We start from the raw sequence: 14,178 nt of genomic DNA, 5'->3' as shown, positions 1-14,178 counted from the left end.
TCCTTCATGAGTTCCTCTACTCTGTCCCGGCAGACCCGCCAAGCACGGACAACAACTGAACCCGGCATCAAGACCGGCCCCTCCCTGCGCAGAAGCAGGGACAACGTGAGCGGCTGGGCATTCGCGGCCCCGTTCCTCGTGTTCTTCCTGGTATTCCTCGTATGGCCCATCCTGTACGGCTTCTACATGAGCCTGACGGGTAAATCCCTCACCGGAGCCAACGACGCCCTCCTTGGTTTCGCCAACTATTCCGAGGCTTTTGCCGACGCCGGAATGTGGCGTTCCCTGGGCAACACCCTCTATTTCACCGTGATCAGCACGGTTCCACTGGTGCTTGTTGCGTTGGTGATGGCGGCGCTGTTGAACATCGGCCTTCCAGCCCAGTGGCTCTGGCGGCTTTCCTACTTCGCCCCGTACCTGCTCGCATCCACGGTTGTTTCCCTGTTCTTCGTCTGGATGTACAACCCGCAGCTTGGCCTGATCAACGATTTGCTGTCCAAGTTCGGCATCCCGAAGGTCGGATGGCTCAACGATCCCAATGTGGCCATGTGGTCAATCGTGATCGCAACGCTTTGGTGGACGGTTGGGTTCAACTTCCTCCTCTACCTGGCGGCCATGCAAAACATCCCCGCACAGCACTACGAAGCGGCATCACTGGACGGCGCCGGAGCGTGGCGGCAGTTCTTCTCCATCACGCTGCCGCAGCTCACGCCCACCACGGTGATGATCGTGCTGCTCCAGATCCTCGCCTCGCTGAAGGTGTTTGACCAGATCTACCAGATGACCTCCGGCGGCCCGGGCGGATCCACCCGTCCGGTGGTGCAGTACATCTTCGAAACCGGGTTCACCGGATACCGGCTGGGATACTCCGCAGCCATCTCCTACATTTTCTTCGGACTGATCGTGCTGGTTTCCGCCCTGCAGTTCGTCATCACCCGCCGCAGGAGTGCATAGCCATGGCAAATACAACCCTCACCCGATCCGTTCCGCGCGTTAATTCCGGCCAAATCATCCGCCAACCACGCAAGAAGCTGACGGCGGGCAAGATCACCGCCGTCGTGGTCGCTGCGATCCTGGCCGTCCTCTGGCTGGTTCCTTTCGCCTGGGCAACGGTCACCGCCTTCAAATCCGAAGCGGATGCCTCGGCGTCCAAGGTCAGCTGGTTCCCGCCGTCGGGCTTTACGTTCGATGCTTTCGCCAGCGTGTTCCAAGCCGGCAACATCCCGCTCTGGACGTGGAACTCGCTGTACACCTCCGCGGCCATCACGCTCATCACGCTGGTGATCTCCGCCTTCATTGCCTACGCACTGTCCAGGATCGAGTTCAAGGGCAAGAAGGTGCTGATGACCGTGATTATCGCGTCGATCATCGTGCCGCCACCGGTGCTCATGATTCCGCTCTTCTACCAAATGCTCGCGTTCAAAATGATCGATACCCCGTGGGCCATCATCCTCCCTCAGGTGATCCACCCCGCCATGGTGTTTGTCCTCAAGAGGTTCTTCGACCAGATTCCGCATGAACTTGAGGAAGCAGCCGTGATGGACGGAGCCAGCCGGATCCGTATCTTCCTGCAGATCATCCTTCCGTTGTCCCGGCCGATCCTGGCCGCCGTCGCGATCTTCGTCTTCATCGGCGCATGGAACAACTTCCTGTGGCCGTTCATCTCCACCAACGACGACTCGCTGCTGACCCTTCCGGTCGGACTGCAAACCATCAAGAGCGCCTACGGCGTGCAGTACGCCCAGAACATGGCATCCGCGCTTCTCGCAGCGCTGCCGCTGATCCTCGTCTTCCTGTTCTTCCAGCGCCAGATCATCAAGGGCATTTCCACCACCGGACTTGCCGGAACCTAAGCGCACCGACGCACCCAGACCTGAACCACCTAGAAGGAGAACCATGTCCCGCGCACGCATCACCCTCGACCGCGACTTCACGGTGGGGGAAGTACCCCGCCGCCTCTTCGGCTCCTTCGTGGAGCACATGGGCCGCTGTGTCTACACCGGCATCTACGAACCCGGCCACCCGGAAGCCGACGAGCACGGTTTCCGGCAGGACGTCCTGAAACTCGTCAAGGAACTCGGTGCCACCGTGATCCGGTATCCCGGCGGCAACTTCGTCTCCGGTTACAACTGGGAGGACGGCATCGGCCCGCGGGAAAACAGGCCCCGCCGGCTTGACGGTGCGTGGCACACGGTAGAGACCAACGCGTTCGGCCTGCACGAATTCGTGGACTGGTCCAGGCAGGCCGGCACCGAAATCATGGAGGCCATCAACCTGGGCACCAAGGGAGTGGAAGAAGCCCGCGCCATTGTTGAGTACTCCAACCATCCATCTGGCACGTACTGGTCGGACCTCAGGGCGAAGAACGGCCACAAGGATCCGTTCGATATCAAGCTCTGGTGCCTGGGCAACGAGATGGACGGGCCGTGGCAGATCGGGCACAAGACGGCAGACGAATACGGCCGCCTGGCACAGGAAGCCGCCAAGGCCATGCGATACGTGGATCCGTCCATTGAACTCGTGGCATGCGGCAGCTCAAAATCCGCGATGCCCACGTTCGGCGAGTGGGAGCAGACTGTCCTCACGCACACCTATGACGAGGTGGACTACGTTTCCCTCCACGCCTACTACTTCGAAGAAGAAGGCGACGTCGGCAGCTTCCTGGCGTCCGCCGTCGACACCGACTTCTTCATCGAGTCGGTCATTGCCACAGCGGACGCTGTCCGGGCCAAGGGCAAGCACAAGAAGCACATCAACCTGTCCTTCGACGAGTGGAATGTCTGGTATCAGCGGGGCCGGGACACCGAGGACCAGCTGCGCAACATCGTCAAGGGGCCGTGGCGCGAGCACCCGCGGGTTATCGAGGACAAGTACAACGTGACGGATGCCGTGGTGGTGGGCACGCTGCTCAATTCGCTGCTGCGCCACGGCGATCGCGTCAAGATCGCCAACCAGGCCCAGCTGGTCAACGTGATCGCGCCGATCCTGTCCGAGGAAAACGGGCCCGCATGGAAGCAGACCATCTTCCACCCGTTCGCCCGCATGGCGGAGCTGGCCAAGGGGCAGATCCTGCAGCTGTCCGTGGACTCGGACAAGTACTCCAATGCCCGCTTCGGCGACACGGACCTGGTGGACGTCAGCGCGACGTGGAATGAGGAGACCGGGCGGCTCGCGCTCTTCTTCGCCAACCGCGGCCTGGAAGAGGCGGCCGACGTCGAAACCGCCCTGCGTGGTTTCGACGCCCGGAAGGTTCTGCGGGCGGAGGTCCTGGAGATTCCCGACGGCGGCGACCGCTTCACCATCAACAGCCAGTCCCAGCCGGAACGCGTGGGGCTGACGCCGCTGGAGAACGTCAAAGCCAGTGGCTCCGAGCTGCGCCTGACGCTGCCCGCCCTGTCTTGGGCCGTCGTCGAGCTTGAAGTGGCGAAAGCCTAGCGCCGGAACCCAACTAGGTCGCAGTTAAGCGCGTTTAGACCGCTCTAAACGCGCACTACTGCGACCTAGTTGGGTTGATGCACGACGGCGGCTGGCTGGCTAAACTGCGCAGCCGTCCGGGCCGCAGGCTTCGGCGTCGGAGGCGCCCACCGGGATGAGCGGATTGGCTTCCTGCCAGGCCTGGTTCAAAGCCTGGCTGAAGAGCTCGGCCGGTTGGGCGCCCGAGATGCCGTACTTGCGGTCGATAACGAAGAACGGAACGCCGGTCACGCCAATGGCGCGGGCCTCGTTGATGTCCTGGGTAACTTCGTCGGTGAACTTGTCCGTGGTGAACAGTTCGGCGACTTCTTCCTCCGGGAGCTGCAGGGCGGCCCCGAGTTCCGTGAGGTACTCCTGGTTGCCGATGTCCTTGCCGTGCTCAAAGTGGTCGCTCAGCAATTGTTCCTTGGCGGCGTCCTGCTTGCCATGGGTGGCCGCGAGGTGGATCAGCCGGTGAGCCGTGAAGCTGTTGGCCACAACAACCTTGTCGAAGTGATAATCCAGGCCCTCGCCCTTGGCAGTCTCGGTGACGTGGGCGAACATCTGCTTGACCTGCTCCGGAGCCATGCCCTTGCGCTTGCTCAGGTAGTCCAGTTCCGTACCGTCGTAGTGCTCGGGGACGGAAGGATCCAGCTGGTAGCTCTTCCACTGGACATCGACGGATTCACGGTGCGGGAACTGTGCCAGGGCAGTTTCAAAACGGCGCTTGCCGATGTAGCACCACGGGCAGGCGACATCGGACCAGATCTCAATCTTCATGGTTTCGTCAACCGTTGCCCTGCTCCGGGCATTCCGTTCGGCCTCGTTAGATTCCTCACCAGTTGCCGGGCCGGCCCTTCGGGAATATGTTTAGGGGAGGTTACGCAGACAGCCTTTCATTTGGGGGTTATGCGCGGAGGCCCGGCATGCGCATCGGACTCATTGTTGGACCCTGGTTTACCGTGCCGCCGGAGAAATATGGCGGCACCGAGCGGGTTGTTGATGTCCTTGCGCGGGCACTCGTGGACGCCGGGCACGAGGTCCTGCTCGCAGCGGCCTCGGACAGTACCTGCCCGGTGCCCCAGTTGCCCGGGTTTGAAACCAGCACACCGGAGGAAGTCGGGCTGACGCTCAGCGAATTGAGCCACGTGGTCAAGGCCTATGACGGCATGGGTGGCGTGGACATCATCCATGACCACACCCTGGCCGGGCCACTGTATGCCCACAGGCCCGCGGACATTCCCGTGGTCACCACCATCCACGGCCAGCTCACGGAGCAATCCGCCAGGATTTACCACGCCATGGCCCCGGACACCGCCATCATCTCGATCTCCCACGATCAGCGGTCGATGGTCCCCGACCTCGATGTCGCCGCGGTCATCCACCACGGTTTGGACCTCTCCACAGTGGCCGTAGGTGAAGGAAAAGGGGGCTACGCGTGCTTCGTGGGACGCATGTGCGCGGACAAAGGCCTCATGGAGGCTGTGGGGGTGGCCAGGAAGGCCGGAATTCCCCTGCGGATAGCGGCCAAGATGCACGCCAAGGATGAGGTGCAGTTCTATGACGAGGTGGTCCGGCCAGCGTTGGCAAAGGACGAGGAGTTCCTCGGTGAGCTGTCCGATCCGGAGAAATACGAACTCATGGGCGACGCGGTGGCGTTGATCAACCCGATCCAGTGGCCTGAGCCGTTCGGCCTGGTCATGATCGAGGCCTTGGCCACGGGAACCCCCGTGTTGGCGACAAGGATGGGCGCCGCGCCGGAAATCATCAGGCATGGTGAGACGGGATTCCTCGGCCAGGTCAGCGAACTCGCAGGCTTCATGGATGGGGCCGTCCGGTTGAACAGGACGGTCTGCAGACGCTCCGTGGAAGAGAGCTTCAGCGCGGAACGTATGGCGGCGGAACATCTGGACCTCTACGCGCACGTTCTCCATCAATTCGGCAGCAAGGGGGTTACGAGGGATGGATACGTGAAAGAGAATCAGAGACAGGCCCTGTAGCGGAGGTTGCGGGCCGCGAAACCCCGAGACCCGCTGAGGAGCCCGCCGCATATGACCGCTTGGAACGCAGATACGGAAGCCGGAGCGTCGGAACTGGGGGCGGTGACCGTCGTCGAAGGCTCTTCCTTCTGTATCTCCTCCCACACAGGTGACATCCATGCCGGCGGCTCCCAAGGTGCCTACTACCAGGACACGCGGATCGTGTCCCGCTGGGTCCTTCGGATCAACGGCGAACCACGCGAGCCGCTGGTGGCGCGCAATCCAAGCGCCTTCCAAGCCGAATACGTCGGTCGCGCCTGCACTGAGGATGGGCGCTTCGAAAGTCCTCTGCTGGTCCAGCACCAAAGGAGCGTGGGTTCCGGACTCCGGGATGACATCACCATCCGCAACTACTCCGGCCAGCACTCCAACTGCACCATAGAACTGCTCATCGACGCCGATCTGGCGGACCTTTTCGACGTCAAAGGCGGGCGGGTAAGCAACGCAGACGGTGTGGCAAAGGCTGCTGGCGAGCACGAACTGCACCTTGAAGCACGGCACTCAAACGGACAGCAGCGGGGTGTGTCATTCCAGGCTGACGGCGCCAAGGCCACGCAGGAAGGGCTGACCTTCAACGTCACCATTCCCGCAAGAAGCCACTGGTCCACCACCATCATTGCGCTGCCGCTGGTCAACGGTGAAGTCCCGGACGACCCATTCACGGCGGGCACTCCGCTGCAGCACAGCACCGGTGCCCGACGCCAAACCCAGTGGGAAGAACACGTTCCCCGGGTCACGGTCTCGGACATGAACGTCACGAGGGTGCTTGCGCAGAGCCAGCGCGACCTGGGAGCACTGCGGATTTTCGACGACGAACACCCCGGCCGCGCCGCGGTGGCAGCCGGCGCGCCCTGGTTCATGGCGTTGTTCGGAAGGGATTCGCTGCTGGCCTCCTACATGTCACTCATGGTCGACCCCAGCCTCGCCGCCGGAACCTTGCAAACCCTCGCCGGCCTGCAGGGCAGCAAAGTGGACGTCGATTCAGAAGAAGAACCCGGGCGCATGCCACACGAAGTAAGGCTGGGAATCACTGCCGGGTTGTCCCTGGGCGGCACCGCCTACTATGGAACGGCCGACGCCACACCGCTCTTCGTCTCCACGCTCGGTGAACTAAGCCGCTGGGGTTTGGGCTCGGACATCATCGAATCCCTCCTGCCGCACGCGGACCGGGCCATCGAATGGATGGAGAAGTACGGGGACCGCGACGGCGACGGCTTCATTGAATACGTCCGGCCCAACCCGCACGGCCTCGTCAACCAGGGCTGGAAGGACTCCTGGGACGGCGTCAACTTCGCCGACGGCACCATGGCCGAGGCCCCGATAGCCCTTTGCGAAGTCCAGGCCTACGCCTACGCCGCCTACGTGGGCCGTTCCCTTCTGGCGCGGGCGGCGGGGGACACCGCCGTCGAACGCCGTTGCGCCGACCGGGCGGAGGCACTGAAGGAGGCCTTCAACAAAACCTTCTGGCTTCCGGACAAGGGCTACTTCGCCCTGGCGCTGGACAAGGACAAGAAACCTGTCGACTCGTGCACATCCAACATGGGCCATTGCCTGTGGGTGGGCATCGTGGACGAGGACAAGGCGCCTCTGGTTGCGGAGCGCTTGATGTCGCCGGAAATGTTCACCGGCTGGGGCATCCGGACCCTCGCCTCGGACATGGGTGCCTACAACCCGGTCAGCTACCACAACGGCTCGGTGTGGCCGCATGATTCCGCGCTCGTCGCAACGGGCCTCATGCGTTACGGCTTTGTTGACGAGGCGAGCCGGATTGCCCGAGGACTGTTCGACGCCGCCGGGCACTTTGGCGGGCAGTTGCCGGAGTTGTTCTGTGGCTTTGACCGTTCGGACTTTCCGGAGCCTGTTCCGTACCCGACGGCGTGTTCCCCCCAGGCGTGGGCGGCTGCCGCTCCCGTGCAGCTCGCCAGGATCCTGCTGCGTTTCGATCCCGACTTCACCCGGGACGTGCTGCACCTCGCGCCGATCCTGCCCGAATCCTTCGGGGAATTCACGGCGGACAACGTGCTGCTGGGCACGTCCCGGATCACTGTGAGGGCCTCTGGTTCGTCCGGGACGGTGGAAGGGCTGCCGGAGGGCCTGCAGTTGCGTGACGATCCGCGGCCACCGCTGGCGGGGGATTTGTTTGGCTAGAGCTCGTGTTCCATGACGAAGTCGTGCTCCACGGAGTCGCCGAGCTTGAAGGACTTGGTGCCCACCCGTTGGAAGCCGGACTTCTCGTAGAAGCGGATGGCTTTGGCGTTCTCGCTGTTGACGCCCAGCCACACACCGGCCGCGCCCTTGCCTGCCGCGTCAGCCAGGGAGGCCCTCATCAGACGGGAGGCTGCGCCCTGGCCATGGTGGTCGGGGTGAACGTAGCACTTGCTGAGTTCCGTGGACGGCAGCGCCGAAAGGACCGAGGCGACCTCCGGGTCGCTTGCCGGTTTGGCAATCAGCATGGTGTACCCGTTCAGCTGCCCGCCGTCGTCGAGCACCAGGATGGTGATGTTCGCATCGGCGAGGTACTCCGCGAAGTTGGCCTCGCTGAGGTGCTTTTGGAGGTGGGCCTGGATGTCTTCCGGCAACGCGCCGGGAGGGCACGCCAGCGGGAAGGTGACGGCGGCAAGCCCGGCCAGCTTTCCGGCGTCGTCCGTCTGGGCGGTGCGAATGGTCTCGGTCATGTGCGTCCCCTTGGCTTGTACGGAAAATGCCCCTAAGAACGCATCTTAGGGGCATTTTCCGTACCGGAACTCCTAGTCGGCTTTGACCGCCAGCACCGGGCAGTCGGCTTCCAGCAGGATCCGCTGCGAGACGCTGCCCATGATGAGCTTGCCTACCGGACTGCGTCGGCGAAGGCCGATGACGATGAGTTCTGCGTTGTGTTCGTCGGCGGCGTCCAGGACCTCGGCGGCGGCATCATGGCCGCGGACGGGCTGCTTGATGGTGTGCTCGATGCCCTGGGTTGCCAGGCGTTCCTCGATGCTTTGGATGTCCGGTTCCTGGGCGTACCGGTTGTCCACCAGGGCGTCGCCCTTGGATGAGTTGATGACGAGCAGGTGGCGGTTGCTCTTCTTGGCCTCGGCGATGGCCTGCGTCAGCGCGGCTTCACCTTCGGGCGTGGGGACGTATCCCACCACGATGGTCATGGGTTCTCCTGTTTCTGGGGGACTGGGTGGGACAGTTCCGGCAAGGGCCGGTTCCGGCGGATCAGCTTGAACACGAACGGCCACGCCAGGATGATCGCCACCAGGATGTAGACCACGACGGCGATCGGCTCGCTGAAGAGCCCTGCCGGATCGCCGGCGCTCAGCTGCAGCGTCTTGCGGAGTTGGCCTTCGATGCGCGGTCCAAGGATGACGCCCAGGATCAGCGGCAGGACCGGAAGGCCAAACCGCCGCATCATGAAGCCGAGGGCACCGAGGACCAGCAGGATCACCAGGTCGAAGGCCTGCAGGTTCACCGAGTACGCCCCGAGGGTGGCGAAGAACAGGATGCCCGCGTACAGGTAGGGCCGGGGGAGTTGCAGCAGCTTCGCCCAGATCGGAGCCAGCGGCAAGTTGATGAGCAACAACAGCAGGTTCCCAATGAACAAGCTGGCGATCAGTGCCCAAACAAGCGGACCCTGGCTGGTGAACAGTTGCGGACCCGGCTGGATGCCATACGTGGTAAAGGCTGCAAGCATGACGGCGGCCGTCGCGTTGGTGGGCAGGCCGAGGGCCAGCATGGGAGTCAGGGTCCCGGCTGCGGCTGCGTTGTTGGCAGCTTCAGGGCCGGCTACGCCTTCGATGGCGCCATGGCCGAATTCCTCCGGGTGCTTGGAAAGCCGCTTCTCGGTCACGTAGGAGAGGAATGTGGGGATTTCCGCTCCACCGGCAGGCAGTGCCCCGAAGGGGAAACCAAACGCGGTGCCGCGAAGCCACGGCTTCCAGGAACGGCCCCAGTCCTTCTTGCCCATCCAGGGGCGGCCCACGGGGATGATGTGGAGGGGGCTGCGGCGAAGGTGGGCGGCTACCCAGAGCGCTTCACCGACGGCGAAGATGGCCACGGCCACAACCACAATGTCCAAACCGTCGGCCAGCAGCGGCTGGCCAAAGGTCAACCGGCGCTGGCCTGTCACTGAGTCGATGCCCACCAGGCCGATGGCCAGGCCGAGGGCCAGCGAAGCGAAGCCACGGAGCCGGGACGAGCCCAGGACGGCGGTGACTGCCAGCAGGGCGAGGATCATGATCGCGAAGTAGCTGGGAGCGCCCAGGCTGACGGCGAACTTGACCACGATGGGCGCACAGACGGCCAACAATGCGGTACCGATGGTTCCTGCAACGAAGGAGCCAATGGCGGCGGTCGCCAAGGCCTGGGCAGCGCGCCCGGCTTTGGCCATCTTGTTGCCTTCGATCGCCGTCACAACAGAGGACGATTCGCCGGGAGTGTTCAGCAGGATGGAGGTGGTGGAACCGCCGTACATGCCGCCGTAATAGATTCCGGCGAACATGATGAAGGCGCTGGTGGGCTCAAGGGCATACGTAACCGGGAGGAGCAACGCCACGGTCATGGCCGGGCCGAGGCCGGGAAGGACGCCGACGGCGGTGCCAAGGAGCACGCCGATCATGGCGTACAAGAGGTTCATGGGAGTCAGGGCGGTTGCGAAACCGTCCATCAGGGAGGACAGGACGTCCATCAGAGGATTCCTTCCAGAAGCCCGGCCGGGAGCGCAATGCCAAGGCCGAGGTAGAAGCCGTAGAAGGTCAGCAGCGACAGGGCCAGGGCGATCAGGCCGTCACGGATGTAGCGGCGGCTGCCCAGGGCCAGGACGCTGCCCCAGAAAAGGACCGTCCCGGAGATGACCCAGCCGGCCCAGTCAATGAGCAGGATATTGAGGATGAATGCCCCGGCAAGGGGAAGGACGGTCTTCCAGTCGGCGGGGTGGGCCAGGTCCACGTCCTCGCCGCCCTCGGCTTCACCCTTGCCGCCACGGAGGACGTTGATGGCGAGCAACACAGCGCAAACCACCAGGAGCGCCGCCACGATGAACGGCACGGTCTTGGGCCCAACAGGGTCCGATTTCGAATACGGCGTAACCAGGCCGTTGGCATCCAGGAAGACCAGGACCCCGGCCGCGCCGAGCAGGAGGGAAACCCCCAGCTCGGCGCGGCCCTTGAGGCCTTTTATTGCAGTGCTCACGCCAAGCCAAGCTTGGTGAGGACATCGGCAACGCGCTTGTCCTGGTCGGTCAGGAAGGTCTGGAATTCGTCGCCGGTGATGAAGGCATCGGTCCAGCTGTGGGTCTTCAGTGCTTCTTTCCACCCGGCGGATTGGTGCATCTTCTCCAAGGCTGCGATGAGGGACTTCTTGTCGTCGTCGCTGATGCCCGGAGGTGCCACGATGCCGCGCCAGTTGGTGAACACGAGGTCGATGTTGGATTCCTTGAGCGTGGGAGCATCCACGCCGTCAAGCCGCTTCTCGCCACTGGTAGCGAGGACGCGGACTTCGCCGGACTTGATCTGCTCCAGGTACTCGCCTGCTCCGGAAGCTGCGAAGCCGAGCTTGTTGCCGAGGATGGCAGGGAGGAGGTCGCCGCCGCCGTCGTAGGAAACGAAGTTCACCTTGGTTGCGTCGATCCCCACGGCACCTGCCAACTGCATGGGCAGGAGGTGGTCCGGGCCGCCAGGGGAGGAACCGCCGCCGACGGAGATGGACGCAGGATCGGCCTTCCAAGCCTTCACCAGGTCATCGATGGTCTTGTACGGGGAGTCCTTGCCCACCATGATCGCGCCGGGCTCCTCGATGAGGCGTGCCAGGGGAGTGGTCTGCGTCAGCTTGGACTCGGACTTGTTGGTGTAGCTGGCTCCGACAACGCCCAGGCCCATGAGCATTGCCAGATCGCCATTGCCCTTCTCGTTGACCACGCGCGCCAGGCCAACGGTGCCGCCGGCTCCGGCCAGGTTGAAGACCTCGGTGTTGGTGGTGATCTTCTCGTCGTCCAGGACCTTGGCTGCAGCCCTGGCTGTCGTGTCATATCCTCCGCCAGGGGTGTTCGGCACCATGATCTGCAGCCCACTGATGGGCTTGGCAGCTCCGGAGCTTTCGGTGCCTGTGGAGTTCTTGCTGGTGGCACCGCAACCGGTGGCCATCAGGGCGATGCCGGCTGCGACGGCGGCAATTCGCAATGCGCGGATCTGGCGCATGGTGTTCCTCTTCTCAGTGTGAAAATTCGTCATCGAATCTCTGTGCAGGGCTCCGTTGGCTTCCTGCCCTGCCGTTGATGCTAGGCCGGTCAGTGACGGGGATCACTCTTGTGTACGCAGTGATCTTTAAGTTCATTGCGTTCACGCTCCGGACCGCTTCTGACCAGCACTGAGGTATAGTTCCGGTACTCCAGGCAACCTGGACATCATCCAAAAGGACCAAGCATTGACTCGAAGAAGAGGCATGTCCCTCGCTGGACAGTACCTTGTGCTGCAGTTGCTGATCGTGCTGGCCGTGCTCGTTGCCGTCGCCGCCATTTCCCTCGCCGAGTCTGCAGCATCCTTCGAACGCACGGAAGGGCGGCGCGCCCTGTCAGCCGCCGAAGCTTTGGGAAACAACCCCACCGTCCGTGAATTGCTTCCGACGGCGGGGCCACGGTCGGGTTCTGCCCTCCCGGCGGTGGCCGAATCAGTGCGGACGGTCTCCGGATCCGCCCAAGTGGCATTGGCGAAACTGGACGGGACTGTGGTCACCGCTTCTGATCCGGGCCTGGTGGGTAAGGCCCTGCCGCTGGGCGACAGCCGCGTGATGGAGGGCCGGGCGTGGACCGGCGTGCTGGCGGGCGGCAGCAGCCCGGTCCTTTCGGCCCACGTTCCGGTCCTGGACGATTCCGGCGAGATGATCGGTATCGCCTCCATCAGCCGCAACTACCCTTCCACCTTGGAACGGCTGGGCGACGCAGCCCCGAATCTGCTGACCTACCTCGGCGTGGCGAGCGTCCTGGGCATTGCCGGATCCCTGCTGATGTCCCGGAGGGTGAAGCGGCAAACCTTGGGCATGGAGCCCCGCGAAATCACCGGGTTGGTGGAAAACCGCGAGGCGATGCTGCAAGGACTCAAGGAAGGCGTCGTGGCCCTTGACCCGCATGAACGGATCACCGTGGCCAACCAGAGCGCCCGGCAACTCCTGGGCCTTCCGGACGACTGTGTCGGAAGGCGCCTCGGCTCATTGTCCGTGGACCCCGCACTGAAAATCGTCCTCGCCCGTGAGCAGGCGGATCCGGACCAACTGGTGTTGGTGGGGGACCGGCTGGTGGTCATGAACAGGGTGGCACTGAAGTCCGGTGGCCGGGACATCGGGTCCGTCACCACCTTGCGGGACCGCACGGAGATGTCCTCGCTGGAACGCGAACTCGGGGCCACCAGGACCGTGACCAACACCCTGCGCGCCCAAGCCCATGAGTTCGCCAACCAACTCCACGTCATCTCCGGCCTCCTTCAACTGGAGGAGTACGAGTCCGTGATCCAGTTCGTCAACGGCGCCACCGTCGATCGCACCAGGCTCAACGATGAAGTGACCAGTCGGATCCAGGACCCGGCGCTCGCCGCCCTGCTGATGGCCAAGGCCAGCCTGGCCACAGAGCGCGGGGTGGAGCTCCAACTGGACCCGGACTCTGTGCTTCCGCGGGTTCCGGAGGAGCTATCCCGCGACCTCACCACCGTCGTGGGCAACCTCGTGGACAACGCGTTCGACGCCGTCACTGGCCTTCCCGGGGCAACGGTCACCGTGTTGGTGGTGGACTCGGATGACGATGTGCGGGTCACCGTCCGGGACAATGGGCCCGGGGTACCTGAAGGTTCCCTTGGGGATATTTTCCAGCAAGGCTTTTCCACCAAGGAACAGGCTTTTTCCAGCAAGGACCACGGGCCCGGAGACGCGCGAGGTTTCGGGCTGGCCCTTTCCCGGGTGATTTGCCGTCGCAGCGGAGGAGACCTGACGGTTTCGAACCACCACGGCGCCGTGTTCGCCGCGAGATTCATGAAGGAGGCAGTTCACCCGTGATCAAAGTCCTGATCGTCGATGACGACTTCATGGTGGCAAAAGTACATGCCGGCTTCATTCAGCGGACCCCCGGCTTCGCGGTGCTCGGAGTGGCACACACGGGCGCGCAGGCCATCGTGGAGACGCAGCGGCTGCAGCCGGACCTGGTTTTGCTGGACATCCACCTGCCCGATGCCAACGGGCTGGACCTCATGCACCAGCTGCGGGATGTGGCCCCGGACCTTGATGTCCTGGTGATCAGTGCAGCGCGTGAGGTGGAAACCGTGCGCAAGGCGCTGCGCGGCGGCATTGTCCACTATCTTATCAAGCCCTTTTCCCAGGCCGACCTGCAGGAGCGGCTGGAGCATTACCTGCACGCCTACCACGGGATGGATGCCTCCAAAGTGGAAGCCGAACAGTCCGACGTCAACAGGGTTTTCGGCCTGGGCGCATCGGAACGGACGCTGCCCAAGGGCTGCAGCGTGGAAACCTTGGAGCGGGTCGAGTCAACGCTGAAAGCCGCGGCCGGTGACTTGTCTGCGGCCGAGGTTGCCGAGCAACTGGGCACGTCCCGGGTCAGCGCCCGGCGTTATCTTGAGTACCTCCACGAAACCGGCGCATTGGACGTCAGGCTGAAGTACGGCGTCGGACGTCCCGAAAGGCGGTACGTCCTCAAGGCGCGGTGAAC

At 63.5% G+C, this 14,178-nt stretch carries 13 protein-coding genes; 7 read left to right on the top strand and 6 right to left on the bottom strand.

Going from position 1 to position 14,178, the window contains the following annotated elements; translation table 11 throughout:
* Positions 1-6 precede the first annotated feature (6 nt).
* The 3 genes from ACFVSJ_RS03515 to ACFVSJ_RS03505 are packed head-to-tail and all read left to right on the top strand — an operon-like array spanning position 7 to position 3,435.
* Positions 7-954: a carbohydrate ABC transporter permease gene (locus ACFVSJ_RS03515; protein WP_387434474.1), complete on the top strand. Its 948-nt coding sequence runs from the start codon at positions 7-9 to the stop codon at positions 952-954.
* Positions 955-956: 2 nt separating this feature from the next.
* On the top strand, positions 957-1,853 hold the full coding sequence (locus ACFVSJ_RS03510) for a carbohydrate ABC transporter permease (RefSeq protein WP_387434472.1): 897 nt from the start codon (positions 957-959) through the stop codon (positions 1,851-1,853).
* 43 nt (positions 1,854-1,896) lie between these two features.
* Positions 1,897-3,435 carry an alpha-N-arabinofuranosidase gene (locus ACFVSJ_RS03505; protein ID WP_387434470.1) on the top strand — a complete coding sequence of 513 codons (1,539 nt, stop codon included), beginning with the start codon at positions 1,897-1,899 and terminating at the stop codon, positions 3,433-3,435.
* A 99-nt stretch (positions 3,436-3,534) separates the two neighbouring features.
* On the opposite strand, the gene ACFVSJ_RS03500 is transcribed toward ACFVSJ_RS03505, so the two are convergent.
* A complete protein-coding gene (locus ACFVSJ_RS03500) occupies positions 3,535-4,233 on the bottom strand; it encodes a DsbA family oxidoreductase (RefSeq protein ID WP_387434467.1) in 699 nt (232 codons plus the stop codon).
* Positions 4,234-4,379: 146 nt separating this feature from the next.
* Here ACFVSJ_RS03500 and ACFVSJ_RS03495 point away from each other — a divergent pair, with 146 nt between their 5' ends.
* Both ACFVSJ_RS03495 and ACFVSJ_RS03490 read left to right on the top strand, forming a co-directional pair.
* A complete protein-coding gene (locus tag ACFVSJ_RS03495) occupies positions 4,380-5,453 on the top strand; it encodes a glycosyltransferase family 4 protein (protein ID WP_387434465.1) in 1,074 nt (357 codons plus the stop codon).
* A gap of 51 nt (positions 5,454-5,504) precedes the next feature.
* Entirely contained in the window at positions 5,505-7,640 is a 2,136-nt protein-coding gene (locus ACFVSJ_RS03490; RefSeq protein WP_387434463.1) for a glycogen debranching N-terminal domain-containing protein, read from the top strand.
* Here ACFVSJ_RS03490 and ACFVSJ_RS03485 read toward each other — a convergent pair.
* The 5 genes from ACFVSJ_RS03485 to ACFVSJ_RS03465 all read right to left on the bottom strand — a co-directional run bounded on the left by ACFVSJ_RS03485 (position 7,637) and on the right by ACFVSJ_RS03465 (position 11,668).
* A complete protein-coding gene (locus ACFVSJ_RS03485) occupies positions 7,637-8,167 on the bottom strand; it encodes a GNAT family N-acetyltransferase (protein ID WP_387434461.1) in 531 nt (176 codons plus the stop codon). The two genes, ACFVSJ_RS03490 and ACFVSJ_RS03485, sit on opposite strands and share 4 nt — an antisense overlap.
* 72 nt (positions 8,168-8,239) lie before the next feature.
* Positions 8,240-8,632 (bottom strand): universal stress protein, encoded by a 393-nt coding sequence (locus tag ACFVSJ_RS03480; protein WP_387434459.1) that lies wholly within the window; start codon positions 8,630-8,632, stop codon positions 8,240-8,242.
* Entirely contained in the window at positions 8,629-10,161 is a 1,533-nt protein-coding gene (locus tag ACFVSJ_RS03475; protein WP_387434457.1) for a tripartite tricarboxylate transporter permease, read from the bottom strand. Before ACFVSJ_RS03475 ends, ACFVSJ_RS03480 begins: the two co-directional genes overlap by 4 nt.
* Entirely contained in the window at positions 10,161-10,664 is a 504-nt protein-coding gene (locus ACFVSJ_RS03470; RefSeq protein ID WP_387434455.1) for a tripartite tricarboxylate transporter TctB family protein, read from the bottom strand. Before ACFVSJ_RS03470 ends, ACFVSJ_RS03475 begins: the two co-directional genes overlap by 1 nt.
* The gene (locus tag ACFVSJ_RS03465; protein WP_387434453.1) at positions 10,661-11,668 is read right to left on the bottom strand and encodes a Bug family tripartite tricarboxylate transporter substrate binding protein; all 1,008 of its coding nucleotides are present in this window, start codon (positions 11,666-11,668) and stop codon (positions 10,661-10,663) included. The genes ACFVSJ_RS03470 and ACFVSJ_RS03465 overlap by 4 nt, the downstream gene beginning before the upstream one ends.
* Before the next feature lie 244 nt (positions 11,669-11,912).
* Here ACFVSJ_RS03465 and ACFVSJ_RS03460 point away from each other — a divergent pair, with 244 nt between their 5' ends.
* Both ACFVSJ_RS03460 and ACFVSJ_RS03455 read left to right on the top strand, forming a co-directional pair.
* A complete protein-coding gene (locus ACFVSJ_RS03460; protein ID WP_387434452.1) occupies positions 11,913-13,511 on the top strand; it encodes an ATP-binding protein in 1,599 nt (532 codons plus the stop codon).
* The gene (locus tag ACFVSJ_RS03455) at positions 13,508-14,176 is read left to right on the top strand and encodes a response regulator (protein WP_387434450.1); all 669 of its coding nucleotides are present in this window, start codon (positions 13,508-13,510) and stop codon (positions 14,174-14,176) included. The genes ACFVSJ_RS03460 and ACFVSJ_RS03455 overlap by 4 nt, the downstream gene beginning before the upstream one ends.
* Positions 14,177-14,178 lie beyond the last annotated feature (2 nt).

It is taken from the genome of Paenarthrobacter sp. NPDC058040 (assembly GCF_042885775.1).
In the GTDB taxonomy this organism is placed as follows: domain Bacteria; phylum Actinomycetota; class Actinomycetes; order Actinomycetales; family Micrococcaceae; genus Arthrobacter.
Note: the sequence above shows the minus strand (reverse complement) of the source record. Positions and strands in the feature narration are given on the sequence as shown.

Excerpts from the sequence above, each read along its gene's own strand:
- ACFVSJ_RS03515 (WP_387434474.1), top strand. The coding sequence starts at position 7 with ATGAGTTCCTCTACTCTGTCCCGGCAGACCCGCCAAGCACGGACAACA.
- ACFVSJ_RS03510 (WP_387434472.1), top strand. The coding sequence starts at position 957 with ATGGCAAATACAACCCTCACCCGATCCGTTCCGCGCGTTAATTCCGGC.
- ACFVSJ_RS03505 (WP_387434470.1), top strand. The coding sequence starts at position 1,897 with ATGTCCCGCGCACGCATCACCCTCGACCGCGACTTCACGGTGGGGGAA.
- ACFVSJ_RS03500 (WP_387434467.1), bottom strand. The coding sequence starts at position 4,233 with ATGAAGATTGAGATCTGGTCCGATGTCGCCTGCCCGTGGTGCTACATC.
- ACFVSJ_RS03495 (WP_387434465.1), top strand. The coding sequence starts at position 4,380 with ATGCGCATCGGACTCATTGTTGGACCCTGGTTTACCGTGCCGCCGGAG.
- ACFVSJ_RS03490 (WP_387434463.1), top strand. The coding sequence starts at position 5,505 with ATGACCGCTTGGAACGCAGATACGGAAGCCGGAGCGTCGGAACTGGGG.
- ACFVSJ_RS03485 (WP_387434461.1), bottom strand. The coding sequence starts at position 8,167 with ATGACCGAGACCATTCGCACCGCCCAGACGGACGACGCCGGAAAGCTG.
- ACFVSJ_RS03480 (WP_387434459.1), bottom strand. The coding sequence starts at position 8,632 with ATGACCATCGTGGTGGGATACGTCCCCACGCCCGAAGGTGAAGCCGCG.
- ACFVSJ_RS03475 (WP_387434457.1), bottom strand. The coding sequence starts at position 10,161 with ATGGACGTCCTGTCCTCCCTGATGGACGGTTTCGCAACCGCCCTGACT.
- ACFVSJ_RS03465 (WP_387434453.1), bottom strand. The coding sequence starts at position 11,668 with ATGCGCCAGATCCGCGCATTGCGAATTGCCGCCGTCGCAGCCGGCATC.
- ACFVSJ_RS03460 (WP_387434452.1), top strand. The coding sequence starts at position 11,913 with ATGTCCCTCGCTGGACAGTACCTTGTGCTGCAGTTGCTGATCGTGCTG.